This window comes from Pseudomonas sp. ICMP 10191, from assembly GCF_001467335.1.
Taxonomy (GTDB): domain Bacteria; phylum Pseudomonadota; class Gammaproteobacteria; order Pseudomonadales; family Pseudomonadaceae; genus Aquipseudomonas; species Aquipseudomonas cerasi.
This window is the reverse complement of sequence record NZ_LKGW01000108.1, coordinates 20,962-36,360: the sequence shown is the minus strand read 5'-3', so window position 1 is coordinate 36,360 and position 15,399 is coordinate 20,962. Positions and strand designations below refer to the sequence as shown.

The window sequence follows — 15,399 nt, the reverse complement described above, 5'->3', positions numbered from 1 at the left end:
GCTCCATCAAGAATTCCATGCAGGACGCAATTGCACCGGGCAGGCTTTATCCGCCAGGCAGACGCCACCGATTTGCGGCTGAAGCGGATTGGCTCGCGGCGGCGGCGGTGACGACGCGCGGCGGCTCAAGGCGCAAACGGCGGCGCCTCTTCGATTTCGATAATCAGCGGCCGGTCATCCGGCGCTTCACGCAGCAGCGCCTGCAGGTGCTGGTAATCCCGAGCACGTTCAGCCACACAGCCGAACCCTCGGGCGATGGTCAGAAAGTCCGGCGTATGGATGTCCACGCCCAGCGGCGTGATGTCGCGGCGCTCCATGTAGCGCTTGATCTCGCCGTAGCCCTGGTTATTCCACAACAACACAATAATGCCGACCCGCGCCTCCACGGCGCTGGCAAGTTCCGGCAGGGTGAACTGAATGCCGCCGTCGCCCATCAGGCTGATCACCGCGCGCGAGGGCTCAGCCAGTCTGGCCCCGATGGCCGCAGGCAAGCCGTAGCCCAGGGTGCCGTAACCGGTAGAGGCATTGAACCAGCGACGTGGGCTGTCCAGCTCGACCAGGTGATTGCCGCTGTACACCGTCTGCGTCGAATCGCCGACAAAACGCGCCTCGGGCAGCACTTCAAGCACGCACTCGAACAGTTTTCGGTAGTGTGCCCAGGCGCTGAAGCCTTCGGCCAGTTGCTCCTGCGCCGCCGCGGTTCGTTGAGCACCCGGGCTGGCTTTATTGGCCGCACGCACTGGCAACTCGGCAAGCAAGACACTTATTGCCGCAGTGGCATCGCTGAGGATCGCCAGACTCGGAGGATGGTTGCGGGTCAACTGCCCGGCATCGATATCGATGCGAATCAACTCGCCGCCAATCCTGAAATTGCCGTCGAACACCACATCGTAATCGGTCTCGCCCAGCTCGGTGCCAATCGCCAGCACCACATCGGCGTCCAGCGCCAATTGCCGAACCGGCATCAGCGACTGGTTGCTGCCCAGCAGCAACGGGTGCCCGGCCGGCAGCAGGCCTTTGGCGTTGATGGTCAGGGCCGTCGGTGCATCCAGCCGGGCTGCCAGCTCGCGCACTTGCTCCATCGCTGCGACACAGCCACCGCCGAGCAGCAACAGCGGACGCCGGGCCGAGCGCAACCGTGCAGCGGCCCGGGCAATGGCTGTAGGGTCCGGCGCGGGTCGATCGATGATCTGGCGCGGCTGCAGTGTCATGTGCGCGGCGCTGGCGACGATAATGTCCAGCGGCAGCTCGATGTGTACAGGCCGTGGACGCTGGCTGTCGAAGACGGCAAAGGCCCGTGCCAGAACCGCAGGCAGTTCCTCGACGCTCATCAGCGTGTGGCTGAAGGCACTGACCCCGGCGACCATCGCGCGCTGGTTCGGCAACTCGTGCAGATAGCCATTGCCCAGACCCAGCCGATGACGTTCGTTGACGCTGGAAATCACCAGCATCGGGATCGAGTCCGCATACGCCTGGCCCATTGCCGTGAGGATATTGGTCATGCCCGGGCCAGTAATGATAAAGCACACCCCGGGCTTGCCGCTGACCCGTGCATAACCGTCGGCCATGAAGCCCGCGCCTTGTTCGTGGCGCGGCGTGATATGTCGAATGCCACTGCCCGGCAAGCCGCGATACAGCTCAACCGTATGCACGCCGGGGATGCCGAATACCGTGTCGACGCCCCAGGCGCTCAGTTGTCTGACCAGAAACTCTCCACAGGTGGTCATGCTGCGCGCTCCTGTTCCAGGCCGATAAAGCGTCGCACGCGCGGATCGCCGTCCTGGCGGATGGTCGCGGGCGAGGCATCAGTGACCACATGGCCGTTCTCCATGAACACGATGCGATCGGAAATCGACAACGCGAAATCCATCTCATGAGTGACGATCAGCATGGTCATGCCCTCGGCAGCCAGATCCTGAATGACGTTGAGCACGTCGCCGACCAACTCCGGGTCCAGCGCCGAAGTCGGTTCGTCGAAGAGCATGATGTCCGGTTCCATCGCCAGCGCACGGGCAATCGCCACACGCTGCTGCTGGCCGCCCGACAATTGATGCGGGTATTTGTCGGCATGCGCCAGCAACCCGACACGATCCAGCAGCGCATGGCCCTTGCGACGCAATTGAGCGGTGCTGGCCAGGCCGTGATAACGCGGCGCGAGAATGACGTTGTCGAGAATGGTACGGTGCGGGAACAGGTTGAAGTTCTGGAACACCATACCGATGCGCCGGATGCCCTGCCGGATCACCGGAGAGTCGGCGCGTTCTCCTGCGCGAATGAAGTCATTGCCGAACAGGACAATCTCGCCCTGATCGATGCTTTCCAGATTGTTGATCGTGCGGATCAACGAAGTCTTGCCGGAGCCGGACGGACCAATGATCGAAATGACTTCACCGGGCCTGACCAGCAGGTCGATGCCCTTGAGTACTTCGTGGTTGCCATAGCGCTTGTGGATACCGCGCAGCAGCAGGGCATCGGGTTGTCCCGGAACCGGCACGCAACGCGGCTTGCCAGACCCTGCGGGTTGGCGCAGGGCATCGGTCTGCGCATCCTCCAGGGTCTGTGCGTTTTTGCGCGACAAGTCCAGATGACGCTCGGCCCATTGCAACAGCCAGCCAAACAGCGTGACGATCAGCACGTAGTACATCGCTACTGCCGCCAGGGTTTCCAGCACCAGAAAGTTTTGTGCGTAAAGGCGCTGGCCAACCAGCAGCAACTCGTTGAGCGAGATCACCGACACCAGCGACGTCAGTTTGACGATGGTCACGTATTCGTTGGTCAGCGTTGGCAGCGATATACGAATCGCCTGCGGAATGACCACCAGACGCTGCGCGCCCAGACCGCGAATGCCCAGCGCTCTGGCGGCTTCACGCTGGCCCTTGAGCACTGACAGCAGCCCGCCTCTGTGAATCTCGGCCATGTACGCCGTTTCGGTCAGTACCAGGGCGATCAGCCCGGAATAAAACGGCTGCGACAAGACACTGCTTGAGGCCGGAAACAGTTGCGGCAGGTTGTAAACGAACACCAGCAGCACCAGCAACGGGATGCTACGAAACAGCCAGATGTACAGGCTGGCCGGCACGCGCAACCACGCATGTGTCGACAGCCTGGCGCTGGCCAGCAGGAAACCCAGTGCCAGACCTGCCGACCAGGACAGGACGCTGAGCTGAACCACCGTCAGGCAGGCTTTCCAGAAAGCCTGTACGGAGAACAGCGAGAAAAAATAGGCCCATTCGAATGCCATGATGACCTCGGTGCAGCAGATGGATGGCGAAGGCCGAGCGGCGAACCGCTGTCGCCGCAGGACCGTCTCTGGCCGTTAAGCAGGCACCGCATTCGCGCAAGCAGCTCTTTGCCGGCTGCGCGATGCGCGCGCGTGACAAAAAGCCGCTTGCTGTGAAGTGTGCGGGCAGCCGTGACTTACGCCGGTTCCAGGTTGTACTTGCTCAGCAGCTCACGGTACGCATCGCTCTGCTTGTAGCGCTCGACCACATCGCGCAGTTTTTCAATCAGTTCGCCGTTGCCCTTCTTCACATAGATGCCCAGCGTCTGCGGGTAGAGGGACTTTTCAGAACTGATCACGATGCGGCCACGGGCCTTGTCGACGATCATTTTCGCCGCCGCCGAGATCTCCAGATGTGCCTGAATATTGCCGGAGATCAGTGCCTGCGACGCCTCTGCCGTGGTCGGAAACTCACTGATCGCGATTTCGCCCTTGTTCTGCCGGACGCAGTAATCGGCTGACACGGCCTTGAGCTGATTGATCCAGTTGGTGCCTTGCTGCAAACCGACCTTCAGGCCGCACAAGTCTTCAGGCTGCTGGGGTTTCGCGGTGCTGTCGCTGCGTACCATGATGGCTGCGCCCACCTGCGCATATGGAATCGCCTCGGCCTGCCGGGTCCGCTCATCAGTGATGTACATGCCGGAAATGATGGTGTCGAAGCGGTTGGCGTTAAGGCCCAGGATCAGGTTCGGAAAGCGTGTGTCGACGAACTCGACCTTCATACCGCCCAGTTGCCTGGCCAGCTCGTTCGCCACCTCGGGGTCAAAACCCACCACCTTGTCACCCTCGTAGGACTCGAACGGTGGATAGGAAATCTCCATGCCGACTTTCAGCGTACCGGGTGTGGCGGTGGGCGCAGCCTGAACGCTGCCGGCAAACAGGGCCAGGCCCAACAGACATGTGGCGAAGCGCGAAAACGTGGTGTTTGGCATAGTCGTCATTCCAGATTGAGGGAAAAGGCAGATCACTAAGTCACGCTCTGGTTTTTCAGGTGCCCGAAGCTTGAAGGCTTTCTGGCGTGCTGAGGCAGGGCAAGCTGCCCATCGGCAACACGCTGGCGAAGGTATTGGTAGGTCTGCAAAGCCTGAGCCCACATGTGCTCGCCAATGGCGACAGGCGCGTAGTTCTGCTCGCCGTCCGCGAACTGCGGCAGGGGTTTGATCAGGGTGTGGTAGTCGCAGGCATAGAAAAGCGGGAACGAATAACGCTCTCGCTGGATCTTGCGCACGCGGTGAGCGGTGGCGACAAATGCACCCGCGGTCATTACCTCCAGCATGTCGCCGATATTGACCACAAAGGCCCCTTCCACCGGCGGCGCATCGATCCACTCACCCCGCTCGTTCATGACCTCCAGACCCGGCTGATCGGCCTGAAGAATGGTGAAACACTCATAGTCGGTGTGCGCGCCAATGCCTGGCGCGTCCTGGGCATCGCCATCGAACGGGTAGTGGATCAGGCGCAGCTTGGAAGGTGGAAAGCGGGCCATGTCATCGAAGGCATGCTCGTCCAGGTCAAGCGCCAGAGCAAAACCGCGGAACAACTGATGCCCCAGGGCGAATACCGCCTGATAGTAGGCCTGCACCGCCGCCCGAAAGCCCGGCAAGGCCGGCCAGTCGTTTGGCCCCAGCAGCGGTGTGCCGGCGAGTACCAATGGGTTGTCGGCGGGCACTTCAAAGCCGATGTCGAACGCCTCTTTATGGTCCGGCTTGCCAGTCCCGTACACTTCCTCACCCTCGGGAACGAAGCCTTTGTGGCTCTGCGAAGCGCCGATGTAATGTCGCATCTTGGCGTCCAGCGGCTGGGCGAAATACTGCTCGGCAGCGCGGTGCAGATTCTCGATCAGTTCAGGCGCGATACCGTGACCGGTGATATACACAAAGCCCACACGCCGGGCCGCTTCGCCGAGAGCCTTGGCCACTGCCTGGCGATCGTCCAGACGTTCGCTGAACAGGCCGTGGATATCGATCAGCGGAACGTGTGTGAAAGCAGAAGGTTGACTCATGGCAGCAGGCTCCCCGGACGGTTGAAAAGCGAAGAAAAGTGTTCACGCTCGGTACGGCCCATCCAGGCGTTAAGGCCCCACAGATCGGCTACTGGCACATTGGTGAACGGTAAATGATGCAGGTAGCCATCAGGCCCGAACTCCGGCGTCAGCGTGGTGCCGGCAAAGCCACGGGCGCGCTGCGAGCGCCAGATCGCTTCCCAGTGCTGCTGATGGAATGCCAGCGCGGCGGCGTATTCCGGCGCGCCCGGGTGCGGCACTTGCGGCCCTTGGTCATAACCGACCCGGGCCTGAATGTGGTGCACACGCTCGACGAAAGCGCTGAGATCGTCGGCCGGGTCATCGAGCAACCGCTCACAGGTCACCACCCAATGGCTGATATCACTGGTGAAACGCAGATCCGGCACCTGCTCGATCAATTGCAGGGTCAGCCATGGGTTGAACAGTGAGCGCGCGCGGTGCGTCTCGAAGCTGCAGGTCAGGCCGCTGCGCCGGGCGATTTCCAGCGCTTCGCCAAAGAAATCCACTTGCTGAGCCAGCGGCCAGCGGTCGTTGCCGGCCAGCACATTGACAAACCGCGGCGCCAGTTCGGCAGCCTGTTGCAGCTTGCCGGCGAAATCCACCAGATGCTCGGCAGGCGTCGCCGCCTGCACCGGCAGCACTTGGCTGGAGGTGAATAGAGTGGCGATGTACGGCACGCAATTATCCCGCAGGAACGCCACGAACGCTGCACGCTCGGCTGTCTGCTCGGGGATGCGCGCCTCGAAGCCCTCGAAGCCCGCTTCACGCGCCTCAAGCAGCGCCTGCTGCCAAGTGCCGCGATAGCCCCACAGTGTACGAAAGAGTTCCAGTTTCATGGGCAAACCTCGCCGCCTGTGCCCGCAGTGGCACAGCGCGGATCACGAATGGGCGGTGGCTGACGGGGTGGCGCTGCTGATGGCCTTGCGCCCCAGCATCGGGTGCGCGCCCTTGGGGCCATACACTGACACTGGCTCCGGAAACGAGCGCAGCAAGGTCAGGTACAGCAGCGCCGCCAGGCCCAGAGTGATCGGCAGACTGATGTCGATGCCTGCGGCCAGCTCGCCCAGCGGCCCGACAAACTGGCCAGGCAGATTGACAAAGCACAGGCCCACCGCCGCACTCGGAATCCACGCGCCCAGCCCGCGCCAGTTCCAGCCGTGGTGAAACCAGTAACGCCCGCCACGCTGGCCACGGGTGAACACCTGCAAATCATCGGCGTGGTAAAAACCGCGACGACTGATCAGGCCGAGGATCATCACCACCATCCATGGGCTGGTGCAGGTAATGATCAGCACTGCGAAGGTCGACACGCTCTGCACCAGATTAAAGGTGAAGCGACCTATGAAGATAAAGGCAATCGCCGCCACACCGATCAACAGCGTGGCTGCGGCTCGGTTGAGTAGACGCGGGAACATGCTCGACATGTCCAGTCCGGTGCCATACAACGCCGTGGTGCCGGTAGACAGCCCTCCGATCACCGCAATCAGGCACACCGGTAAAAAGAACCAGCCGGGTGAAATCGCCAGTAAGCCACCGACATAGTTGTTGGACTCGATGTACTGCGGCGCCTGAGTCGCGACCAGCGTCGCGGTGCACAGGCCAAACAGAAAAGGGATCAGCGTGCAGGCTTGAGCCGCGAGCACTGCCAGCATGATGTGCGATCTGGAGGTGTCGCGCGGGATGTAGCGCGACCAGTCGCCGAGAAAGGCGCCGAACGAAACAGGGTTGCTCATCGCCAGCAAGGCCGACCCGGTGAAGGCCGCCCAGAAGCCCGGTTGCAGCAGATTGACGCTGCCGGCATAGCCCGGATCGAACGCCCCTGCAAAGGCCAGGATTCCCGACAGAAACAGCAGGCTGGATGCCCAGACCGCGACCTTGTTGATCCACAGCATGAAGCGAAAGCCGAAGATGCATACGATCAGCACCAGCACTGCGAACAGCCCGTAGGCCAGCCCCAGGCTGGTATTGTTTTCCGGCAGGCCGACCAGCCGCTGAGCGCCGCCGACCAGCGCATCGCCAGAGCTCCAGACCGAAAGGGAAAAGAAGGCCACTGCGGTCAGCAGTGACAGAAACGAACCGATGATGCGCCCGTGCACACCGAAATGCGCGCCGGAAGATACCGCGTTGTTGGTGCCATTGATCGCACCGAACAGGCCCATCGGCGCGAGGATCAACGCGCCCATTGTCACGCCCAGAACTATCGCCCAGACGCCGGCCTGGAACGACAGCCCGAATAACACCGGAAAACTGCCCAGCACCGCCGTGGCAAAGGTATTGGCACCGCCGAAGATCAGACGAAACAGATCGATAGGGGAAGCATCGCGTTGGGTGTCGGGTATCTGTTCCACACCAAAGGTTTCGATACGCGTCGAATGGCTCATGTGTTGCTCCAGCGCCTGTCACGGTTGTTGTAAGGCCAGCGCAGGCACGCTGACCCTTTATAGCCGCCCGTTAACCACGGACGGGGGGGTTCCATTCAATCGACTTCCGGCACACTTCCAACGTCAGCACGCGACTACACCGGTGCGTGAGTCTTGCCCACCGGTTCGCGAACCACATTCGCTCCCGCGAATGAAACGTGTGTCGTGCTCATTGTTATTGTTGCGAACAAACCGTCCTTAAACCGATGTCACCACCGACAAGTGTGCGTGCCAGGCCAGCCATTGCCCGCTGTCGTAGCCGAACACAATCGTCTCGCACGCCTGCAACGACGTTCCTCAGCCGTACGGATCACCCGGCTTCGCGAATCACCGGCGTATCACACCAGGCAGCACACAGAGCATCTCGTAGAGCAGATTGGCACCCAGCAGCGAGGTGTTGCCGGTGGTGTCGTACGGCGGCGACACCTCGACCAGATCGCAACCAATCAAGTCCAGCCCGTGACAACCGCGAATGATTTCCAGCGCCTGAATCGTGGTCAGCCCGCCGACCTCCGGTGTCCCGGTGCCTGGCGCCCAGGCCGGGTCGATACCGTCAATGTCGAACGACAGATACACAGGACCGCCGCCGACCTTCTCGCGCACTTCTGCCATCAGCGGGGTCAATGACTTGTGCCAGCACTCTTCGGCCTGCACGACGCGGAAGCCCTGTTTACGGCTCCAGTTGAAATCCTCAGCGGTATAACCCTGCGCACGCAGACCGATCTGCACAACACGGTTGCTGTCCAGCAGGCCCTCTTCCTGCGCACGGCGGAATGTGGTGCCGTGGGCGATCTTTTCGCCGAACATGTGATCGTTGACGTCGGCATGCGCATCGATATGCACCAGCCCGACCTTGCCATGCTTCTTGTGGATGGCGCGCAGGATCGGCAGCGTCAGCGTGTGATCGCCGCCCAGCGTCAGCGGCACGATGTCGTGGCCCAGAATCCGGTCGTACTCCTGCTCGATAATGCGTACTGCGTCCAGCAGGTTGAAGGTATTGATCGGCACGTCACCGATGTCTGCCACGTTCAGCGAATCGAACGGCGCGGCCCCCGTGGCCATGTTGTAAGGACGAATCATCACCGACTCGGCGCGGATCTGCCGTGGCCCGAAACGAGTGCCGGAACGCAGCGAGGTGCCGATGTCCAGCGGAATGCCGACAAACGCGGCGTTCAGCCGGTCGAGCTCTTCAGCGCTCTGCACATGCGGCAAACGCAGCATGGTGGCGATACCGCCAAAACGAGGCATCTCGTTGCCGCTCAGGGGCTGGTGGAAAGTCGTGTCCACAGGAGTGCCTCACCGTGTTGTCATTAATGTGAGGCCATTCTGGTGACGCCTGGCAGCCGGAAGAATCGCTGCAGACAAAAAATCAGTTCAGAGATTTCTAAACTATCCATGGATACACTCTGCCCCTGATCCTCTCCACACTCCCGCCGGCTTTGCACCTGCGTGAAGGGGCTCAGCCCACGGCAAGAACGTTACATACCCACTCCCTGAACATAGATACACGCCAGCCGGCCTGAACCGGAAATACCCGAGCCACGCTGCGCCTGCCATCGGAGACGCCAATGTCCTCTGTCCTGCCTGACATCAAATTGCTGCGCATCTTCGCCAGCGTTGTGCGCCATCAGGGCTTCGCCGCCGCGCAGCAGGAGCTCAACCTCTCCACGTCTGCAATCAGCACCTACATGAGCCAACTCGAAAGCCAGCTTGGTCTGGTTCTCTGCCATCGGGGCCGCGGTGGATTCAGTCTGACCAGCAAAGGCGAATTGTTCCACCAGGAAACCCTGCGGCTGCTCGCTGAACTGGAGGGCTTCGAACGCTACAGCGCTGCCCTCAAGGGTGAACTGCGCGGCACCCTCAACCTCGGCGTTCTCGACTCCACTGTCAGCGACCCGGCCCTGCCGCTCGCGGACGTTATCGGCGCCTACAGCAAGGAGCACCCTGCCGTGCACTTGCACCTGAGTGTTCTCAGCCCGGCGCAGTTGCAACTGGGCGTACAGGAAAATCGCCTGGACCTGGCCATCGGTGCCTTCTCGGTTCGTATGAGCGGCCTGATGTATCAGGCTCTCTATCGCGAACAACACTGGCTGTATTGCAGCGATCGCCATGAACTGTTCGACCAGCGCCGCATTCCGGCAGAAGTGATCACCCGGCAGCGTATGGTCGGACGCGGCTACTGGAGCCAGGCAGAACTGGCGCGGCATGGGTTCAAACATAGCGCCGCTACGGTGGAGTCGATGGAGGCCCAGCTGATTCTGGTGCTGTCGGGGGCGTATATCGGCTACCTGCCCGAGCATTACGCGCAATTCTGGGCGGATCAGAAACGCTTGAAGGTGTTGCTACCGACCACGTTCGGCTATCAGGCACCGTTTTCTCTGGCGTTGCGCAGGGGCAGATCGAGGGAACCGTTGATACAGAGCTTTCGTGATCGGCTCAAAGGCTGGTTTGAGGCGGGGTGACGATGCGCAGCGGAGGCAATCGTCGCGCTCGGAGATAATCCGGGTACAAGCGCGATTTCACACGGAGTGGTAGACCGCTCCCCCCTCTTTTCAGCACACTGAGAAACTTGAAAAAAGCCAAATCAGCTTAGCGCCTGATTTACCGACGATAAACACAGGCAACCGTCAACAGGACGCCGGAACGCATGAGCGAGCAAACGCCCGACCCATCGGTAAGCACCGAGCCATTTATCGAGCCCTCCATCGAGCCTGTCAGCCCGACCGTTGCGGCAAGCACCCAGTTGCAGCAGCGTCAACGCGCCAGCCAGCTGGCCCAGGCGTTGCGCAACGAGCTGCAAAAGGCCGTGATCGGACAAAATGCGGTTATCGACGACGTGTTGACCGCGCTGATCGGCGGCGGACATGTACTGCTGGAAGGTGTTCCGGGGCTTGGCAAGACGCTGCTGGTTCGGGCGCTGGCCAGTTGTATCGGCTGCGAATTCGCCCGCATCCAGTTTACGCCGGACCTGATGCCCAGCGATGTCACCGGCCATGCGGTGTACGACATGCAGACCGAGCAGTTCAAGCTGCGCAAGGGGCCGCTGTTCACCAACCTGCTGCTGGCCGACGAAATCAACAGGGCACCGGCCAAGACCCAGGCCGCATTGCTCGAAGCGATGCAGGAGCGGCAAGTCACCCTTGAAGGGCGCGCCTTGCCGATCCCGCAGCCGTTCATGGTGCTGGCGACCCAGAACCCCATCGAACAGGAAGGCACGTATCCACTGCCTGAAGCTGAACTGGATCGTTTCATGCTCAAACTGCGCATGGATTATCCCGAAGCGCAGGAAGAGCTGAACATGGTGCGTCAGGTCACCCGCTCGTCCCGGGCTGACATGCTGGACGTGCGACCGCTCAGGGTCATCATGCAGGCCCGCGAGGTTCAGGCGTTGCAACGCATTGCCAGCGAGCTGCCGATTGATGAGCAGGTGCTGGACTACGCCGTGCGGCTGGCACGCAGCACGCGCACCTGGCTGGGTCTGAGTCAGGGCGCTGGCCCCCGCGCTTCGATTGCGCTGGTGCGTGGCGGGCGGGCCCGAGCCGTATTGCGTGGCGGCGAGTTCGTGACCCCGGACGATATCAAGGGCTGTGCACTGGCGGTGCTGCGACACCGGGTCAGGCTGTCGCCGGAGCTGGACATCGAAGGGCTGTCGGTGGATCAGGTGCTCAGGCAGATCCTCGATCAGGTCTCGGCCCCGCGCCTGTGACACAGGTCCTCAAGCCGTCGATAACGCTGCTGCGCTGGCTCGGCGGACTGATGGGCGTGGCCTTGCTGCTCGGCACGCTTCGTGCGCTGAGCATCGAGTATCCGGCAAAAATCGATGACCTTTACTGGGGAGCATTGCTGGCCCTCGTTGCCGTGAGCCTGCTGGATGCAATCTGGCTGCTCAGAAGCCCCTCGCCACGCGTGCAGCGCGAGCTGGCGGGCAGTCTGGCGCTGGACCGCTGGAACGAAGCCCGACTCGACGTGCAACACGACGGTGGCCGACCCGTTACCGTGCGGCTATTCGATCATATGCCGCACGGGCTGGAACACGAAAACCTGCCTCAGTCCCTCACCCTGGGCGCACGCGGAAAAGGCAGCATCGGCTATCGCCTGCGCCCCTCAAGCCGGGGTCATTTCACGTTTGAACGGTGCGAAATCAGCCTGCCGGGGCCTTTGCGCCTGTGGACAGTACGACGCTACCTGGCAGTGCCCGGCACCACGCGGGTCTATCCGGATTTCGCCCGCTTCTGCGGCGGGCAATTGGTGGCGGTGGATAACTGGCTGAGCCAACTGGGTGTGCGCCAGCTGCAACGTCGCGGGCTGGGCATGGAGTTCAACCAGTTGCGTGAGTTTCGCGAGGGCGACAGCCTGCGCCAGATCGACTGGAAAGCTACCGCCCGCCAGCGAGCGCCCATTGCACGGGAGTATCAGGACGAGCGGGATCAGCAGATCGTTTTCATGCTGGATTGCGGACGCCGAATGCGCAGTCAGGACGGCGAACTGTCTCACTTCGATCATGCGCTCAACGCCTGCCTGCTATTGAGTTATGTCGCGCTGCGTCAGGGTGATTCTGTCGGCATTGCGACCTTTGCCGGCGAGCAGGATCGTTATCTAGCTCCGGTGAAGGGGCCCGGGCAGTTGAATCGCGTGCTCAACTCGGTCTATGACCTGCAGACCACCCGGCGCCCCGCTGACTACAGCGCCGCTGTGCGCCAGCTGATGGTTCGTCATAAGAGACGCTCACTGGTGGTGTTGATGACCAACTTGCGCGATGAAGACGATGAGGAGCTGCTGGCCGCCGCAAGACAGCTTGGCAAACAGCATCGGGTACTGATCGCCAGTCTGCGCGAAGAAGTGCTCGACGGCCTGCGTCAGTCACCGGTACACACGTACGATGAAGCGCTGAGTTATTGCGGGACAATCGACTTTCTCAACGCCCGTACTTCGCTGCACGACCGTTTGAGTGCGCAAGGCATCGTGATCATGGATGCGCGACCAGGAGAACTGGGGCCACAGCTGGTCAACCGTTACATGAGCTGGAAAAAGGCAGGGGCGTTATGAACGACGTCCTGCCCGTCAGGCAGCAGCCTCAGGCAGAGGCTTCATAGGAAGGGTAAAAACAGAAGTACTGTCGCAACAGCTGCACGAACTCCAGATACTCTGTCGAGACCTGGCACAATTCAAAACCGGAGTCATAACTGCCAGGTGTCTCATCTTCATGACACCAGAGGCACGTGGCGCTCACGTCGATGGGCTGTCCGACATTGCCATTCGGCAATTTCAGACACAGATCGAACCTGACGCCCACCAGGATCGGCAGGCTGCTGATAAGCATCAGCCCCTCACCGGACACATTCCCCAGACAGCCCATCAGCTTGCCAGTATGGCGATTGAAAACCTGCAGATAATCCTGCAGTTGATGGCGTTCGATTTTCCGCTCTTTATACATGGCAGGCTGCCTTCCGAGTCGGGTGTTGCGCCCAGGCAACACCGTGTATTCGTTGCGGACTTCAACTGCGCTGCACTACAGAAGCGATCCAGGAAACAGCCTCGACCCGGTGCCCTGCAGCTCGTCCAATGTGTGACCTCAGCCTAGCTCAGAATTATTCGAAAGCCACCCGAACACAACGCCTTCCATTCAAACGAGGGTAATTATTTCGATACAGGAGCGTTTCGAACAGGTACAGGTATGGTTCTGGCCGGCTGAGCCTTGGGATAAAGACCCGTTTGTGCCAGCGTGTCGAGTCTGGCGCGTGCACGGAAGGCGTATTCGCTCTCTGGATACTGGGCCATCAGAAATTGATAAGTCTGCGCTGCATCGACGTACAATTTCTGCCGTTCCAGGCACTGGCCGCGCAACATCGACACTTCCGGCTGGACATAACGGCGTGAGCGGCTCTGGCGTTCGACCTTGGAGAGATCGAGCATCACCCGATCACAATCACCTTCCTGATAGGCACGGTAGGCGTGATCAAGGTTGGAATTCATCGCCCAGCGGGTGCAACCGCTGAGCGCAGTCAGTAATACAACAATCGTTACAATACGCATGGGACTCTCCTGTTCTCTGCCCTGTATCGGCGTCACGGCCTGTTTCTTCAGGCCAATAGAGCGCCGGTTGTCAGCCGATTGCCCTCCCTGACCCTGACACGGTAGTGCAAAGGAACAATGACTAAAGACCCAGACAGGAGTAGCCTCTCGCTGCGCTTCAATTAAGGAGTTTGTGCATGACCGTTCGCCGCACCAAAATCGTCGCCACACTTGGCCCTGCCAGCAATTCGCCGGAAGTCATCGAACAACTGATCCTTTCGGGTCTCGACGTTGCTCGTCTGAACTTCTCTCACGGTACTCCGGACGAGCACAAGGCTCGCGCCAGGCTGATCCGCGAAATCGCCGCCAGACACGGGCGCTTCGTCGCTCTGCTGGGCGACCTGCAGGGTCCGAAGATCCGTATTGCAAAGTTCACCGACAAGCGAATAGAGCTGAAGGTCGGTGACAAGTTCACCTTCTCTACCGCTCATCCGCTGACCAGTGGCAATCAGCAGATCGTGGGTATCGACTACCCGGATCTGGTCAAGGATTGCGGCGTAGGCGACGAGTTGCTGCTCGACGATGGTCGCGTGGTCATGCGCGTCGACACCCAGACCGCCGACGAACTGCACTGCACCGTGCTGATCGGTGGCCCGCTGTCCGATCACAAGGGCATCAACCGTCGTGGCGGTGGCCTGACGGCGCCGGCACTGACCGAAAAAGACAAGCAGGACATCAAGCTCGCTGCCGAGATGGACCTGGATTACCTGGCCGTTTCCTTCCCGCGCGATGCCGCCGACATGGAATACGCTCGCCAGCTGCGCGACGAATCCGGTGGTACGGCCTGGCTGGTGGCCAAGATCGAACGTGCCGAAGCCGTTGCCAACGACGAAGTGCTCGATGAGCTGATCCGCGCCAGTGATGCGGTCATGGTCGCTCGTGGAGACCTGGGCGTTGAAATCGGTGATGCCGAACTGGTCGGCGTACAGAAACGCATCATCCTGCACGCTCGTCGCCACAACAAGGCGGTGATCGTCGCCACGCAGATGATGGAGTCGATGATCTCAAGCCCGATGCCGACGCGTGCCGAAGTGTCCGACGTGGCCAACGCCGTGCTCGACTACACCGACGCCGTGATGCTGTCGGCCGAAAGTGCTGCAGGCTCCTATCCGATCGAAGCGGTTCAGGCCATGGCCCGTATCTGCATCGGCGCTGAAAAGCACCCGACCGGCAAGACTTCCAGCCACCGTATCGGTCACTCCTTCACCCGTTGTGATGAAAGCATCGCGCTGGCGGCCATGTACACCGCCAACCACTTCCCGGGTGTAAAGGCGATCATCGCACTGACCGAAAGCGGCTATACCCCGCTGATCATGTCGCGCATCCGCTCTTCGGTGCCAATCTACGCGTTCTCCCCGCACCGTGGCACTCAGGCGCGTGCAGCGATGTTCCGTGGTGTCTACACCGTGCCCTTCGACCCGGCAGCCCTGCCGCCAGGTCAGGTCAGCCAGGCCGCAGTCGACGAACTGCTCAAGCGTGGTCTGGTCGAGCAAGGTGACTGGGTCATCCTCACCAAGGGCGACAGCTACCACACCATCGGCGGCACCAACGGCATGAAGATTCTGCACGTCGGCGACCCGTTGGTCTGATCGCAGCACTGCAAG

Annotated in this window: 13 protein-coding genes; 4 read left to right on the top strand and 9 right to left on the bottom strand. The window is 61.1% G+C overall.

Annotation, left to right across the window (positions count from 1 at the left end):
* Positions 1 to 125 precede the first annotated feature (125 nt).
* From AO388_RS13095 to speB, 7 genes are all read right to left on the bottom strand, one after another.
* Positions 126 to 1,727, bottom strand: a complete 1,602-nt coding sequence (locus tag AO388_RS13095) for a 5-guanidino-2-oxopentanoate decarboxylase (protein ID WP_058416570.1) — start codon at positions 1,725 to 1,727, stop codon at positions 126 to 128.
* Positions 1,724 to 3,241 (bottom strand): amino acid ABC transporter permease/ATP-binding protein, encoded by a 1,518-nt coding sequence (locus AO388_RS13090; protein ID WP_058416569.1) that lies wholly within the window; start codon positions 3,239 to 3,241, stop codon positions 1,724 to 1,726. The genes AO388_RS13095 and AO388_RS13090 overlap by 4 nt, the downstream gene beginning before the upstream one ends.
* A 176-nt stretch (positions 3,242 to 3,417) precedes the next feature.
* Positions 3,418 to 4,212 carry a transporter substrate-binding domain-containing protein gene (locus tag AO388_RS13085; RefSeq protein ID WP_003363874.1) on the bottom strand — a complete coding sequence of 265 codons (795 nt, stop codon included), beginning with the start codon at positions 4,210 to 4,212 and terminating at the stop codon, positions 3,418 to 3,420.
* 35 nt (positions 4,213 to 4,247) lie between these two features.
* Positions 4,248 to 5,282, bottom strand: a complete 1,035-nt coding sequence (locus AO388_RS13080; RefSeq protein ID WP_058416568.1) for an isopenicillin N synthase family dioxygenase — start codon at positions 5,280 to 5,282, stop codon at positions 4,248 to 4,250.
* Positions 5,279 to 6,139, bottom strand: coding sequence for a sugar phosphate isomerase/epimerase family protein (locus AO388_RS13075; protein WP_058416567.1), 861 nt, complete (start codon positions 6,137 to 6,139; stop codon positions 5,279 to 5,281). Before AO388_RS13075 ends, AO388_RS13080 begins: the two co-directional genes overlap by 4 nt.
* A 42-nt stretch (positions 6,140 to 6,181) precedes the next feature.
* A complete protein-coding gene (locus AO388_RS13070) occupies positions 6,182 to 7,684 on the bottom strand; it encodes a purine-cytosine permease family protein (RefSeq protein WP_058416566.1) in 1,503 nt (500 codons plus the stop codon).
* A 366-nt stretch (positions 7,685 to 8,050) separates the two neighbouring features.
* Positions 8,051 to 9,010: an agmatinase gene (gene speB / locus AO388_RS13065; protein WP_044308907.1), complete on the bottom strand. Its 960-nt coding sequence runs from the start codon at positions 9,008 to 9,010 to the stop codon at positions 8,051 to 8,053.
* Positions 9,011 to 9,291: 281 nt separating this feature from the next.
* Between speB and AO388_RS13060 the strand changes: the two genes are divergently transcribed.
* The 3 genes from AO388_RS13060 (at position 9,292) to AO388_RS13050 (ending at position 12,769) form a co-directional block, all read left to right on the top strand.
* Positions 9,292 to 10,185 carry a LysR family transcriptional regulator gene (locus AO388_RS13060; RefSeq protein ID WP_003363886.1) on the top strand — a complete coding sequence of 298 codons (894 nt, stop codon included), beginning with the start codon at positions 9,292 to 9,294 and terminating at the stop codon, positions 10,183 to 10,185.
* 185 nt (positions 10,186 to 10,370) lie between these two features.
* Positions 10,371 to 11,429, top strand: a complete 1,059-nt coding sequence (locus tag AO388_RS13055; RefSeq protein WP_003363887.1) for an AAA family ATPase — start codon at positions 10,371 to 10,373, stop codon at positions 11,427 to 11,429.
* A complete protein-coding gene (locus AO388_RS13050; protein ID WP_003363888.1) occupies positions 11,426 to 12,769 on the top strand; it encodes a DUF58 domain-containing protein in 1,344 nt (447 codons plus the stop codon). The genes AO388_RS13055 and AO388_RS13050 overlap by 4 nt, the downstream gene beginning before the upstream one ends.
* Positions 12,770 to 12,797: 28 nt before the next feature.
* Here AO388_RS13050 and AO388_RS13045 read toward each other — a convergent pair whose 3' ends face one another.
* Together AO388_RS13045 and AO388_RS13040 are read right to left on the bottom strand one after the other, a co-directional pair.
* Positions 12,798 to 13,157 (bottom strand): PilZ domain-containing protein, encoded by a 360-nt coding sequence (locus tag AO388_RS13045; protein ID WP_058416565.1) that lies wholly within the window; start codon positions 13,155 to 13,157, stop codon positions 12,798 to 12,800.
* 203 nt (positions 13,158 to 13,360) lie between these two features.
* Positions 13,361 to 13,756 (bottom strand): tetratricopeptide repeat protein, encoded by a 396-nt coding sequence (locus AO388_RS13040; RefSeq protein ID WP_003363891.1) that lies wholly within the window; start codon positions 13,754 to 13,756, stop codon positions 13,361 to 13,363.
* Between the two features lie 176 nt (positions 13,757 to 13,932).
* Here AO388_RS13040 and pyk point away from each other — a divergent pair, with 176 nt between their 5' ends.
* A complete protein-coding gene (gene pyk, locus AO388_RS13035) occupies positions 13,933 to 15,384 on the top strand; it encodes a pyruvate kinase (RefSeq protein ID WP_003363893.1) in 1,452 nt (483 codons plus the stop codon).
* Positions 15,385 to 15,399: the final 15 nt, after the last annotated feature.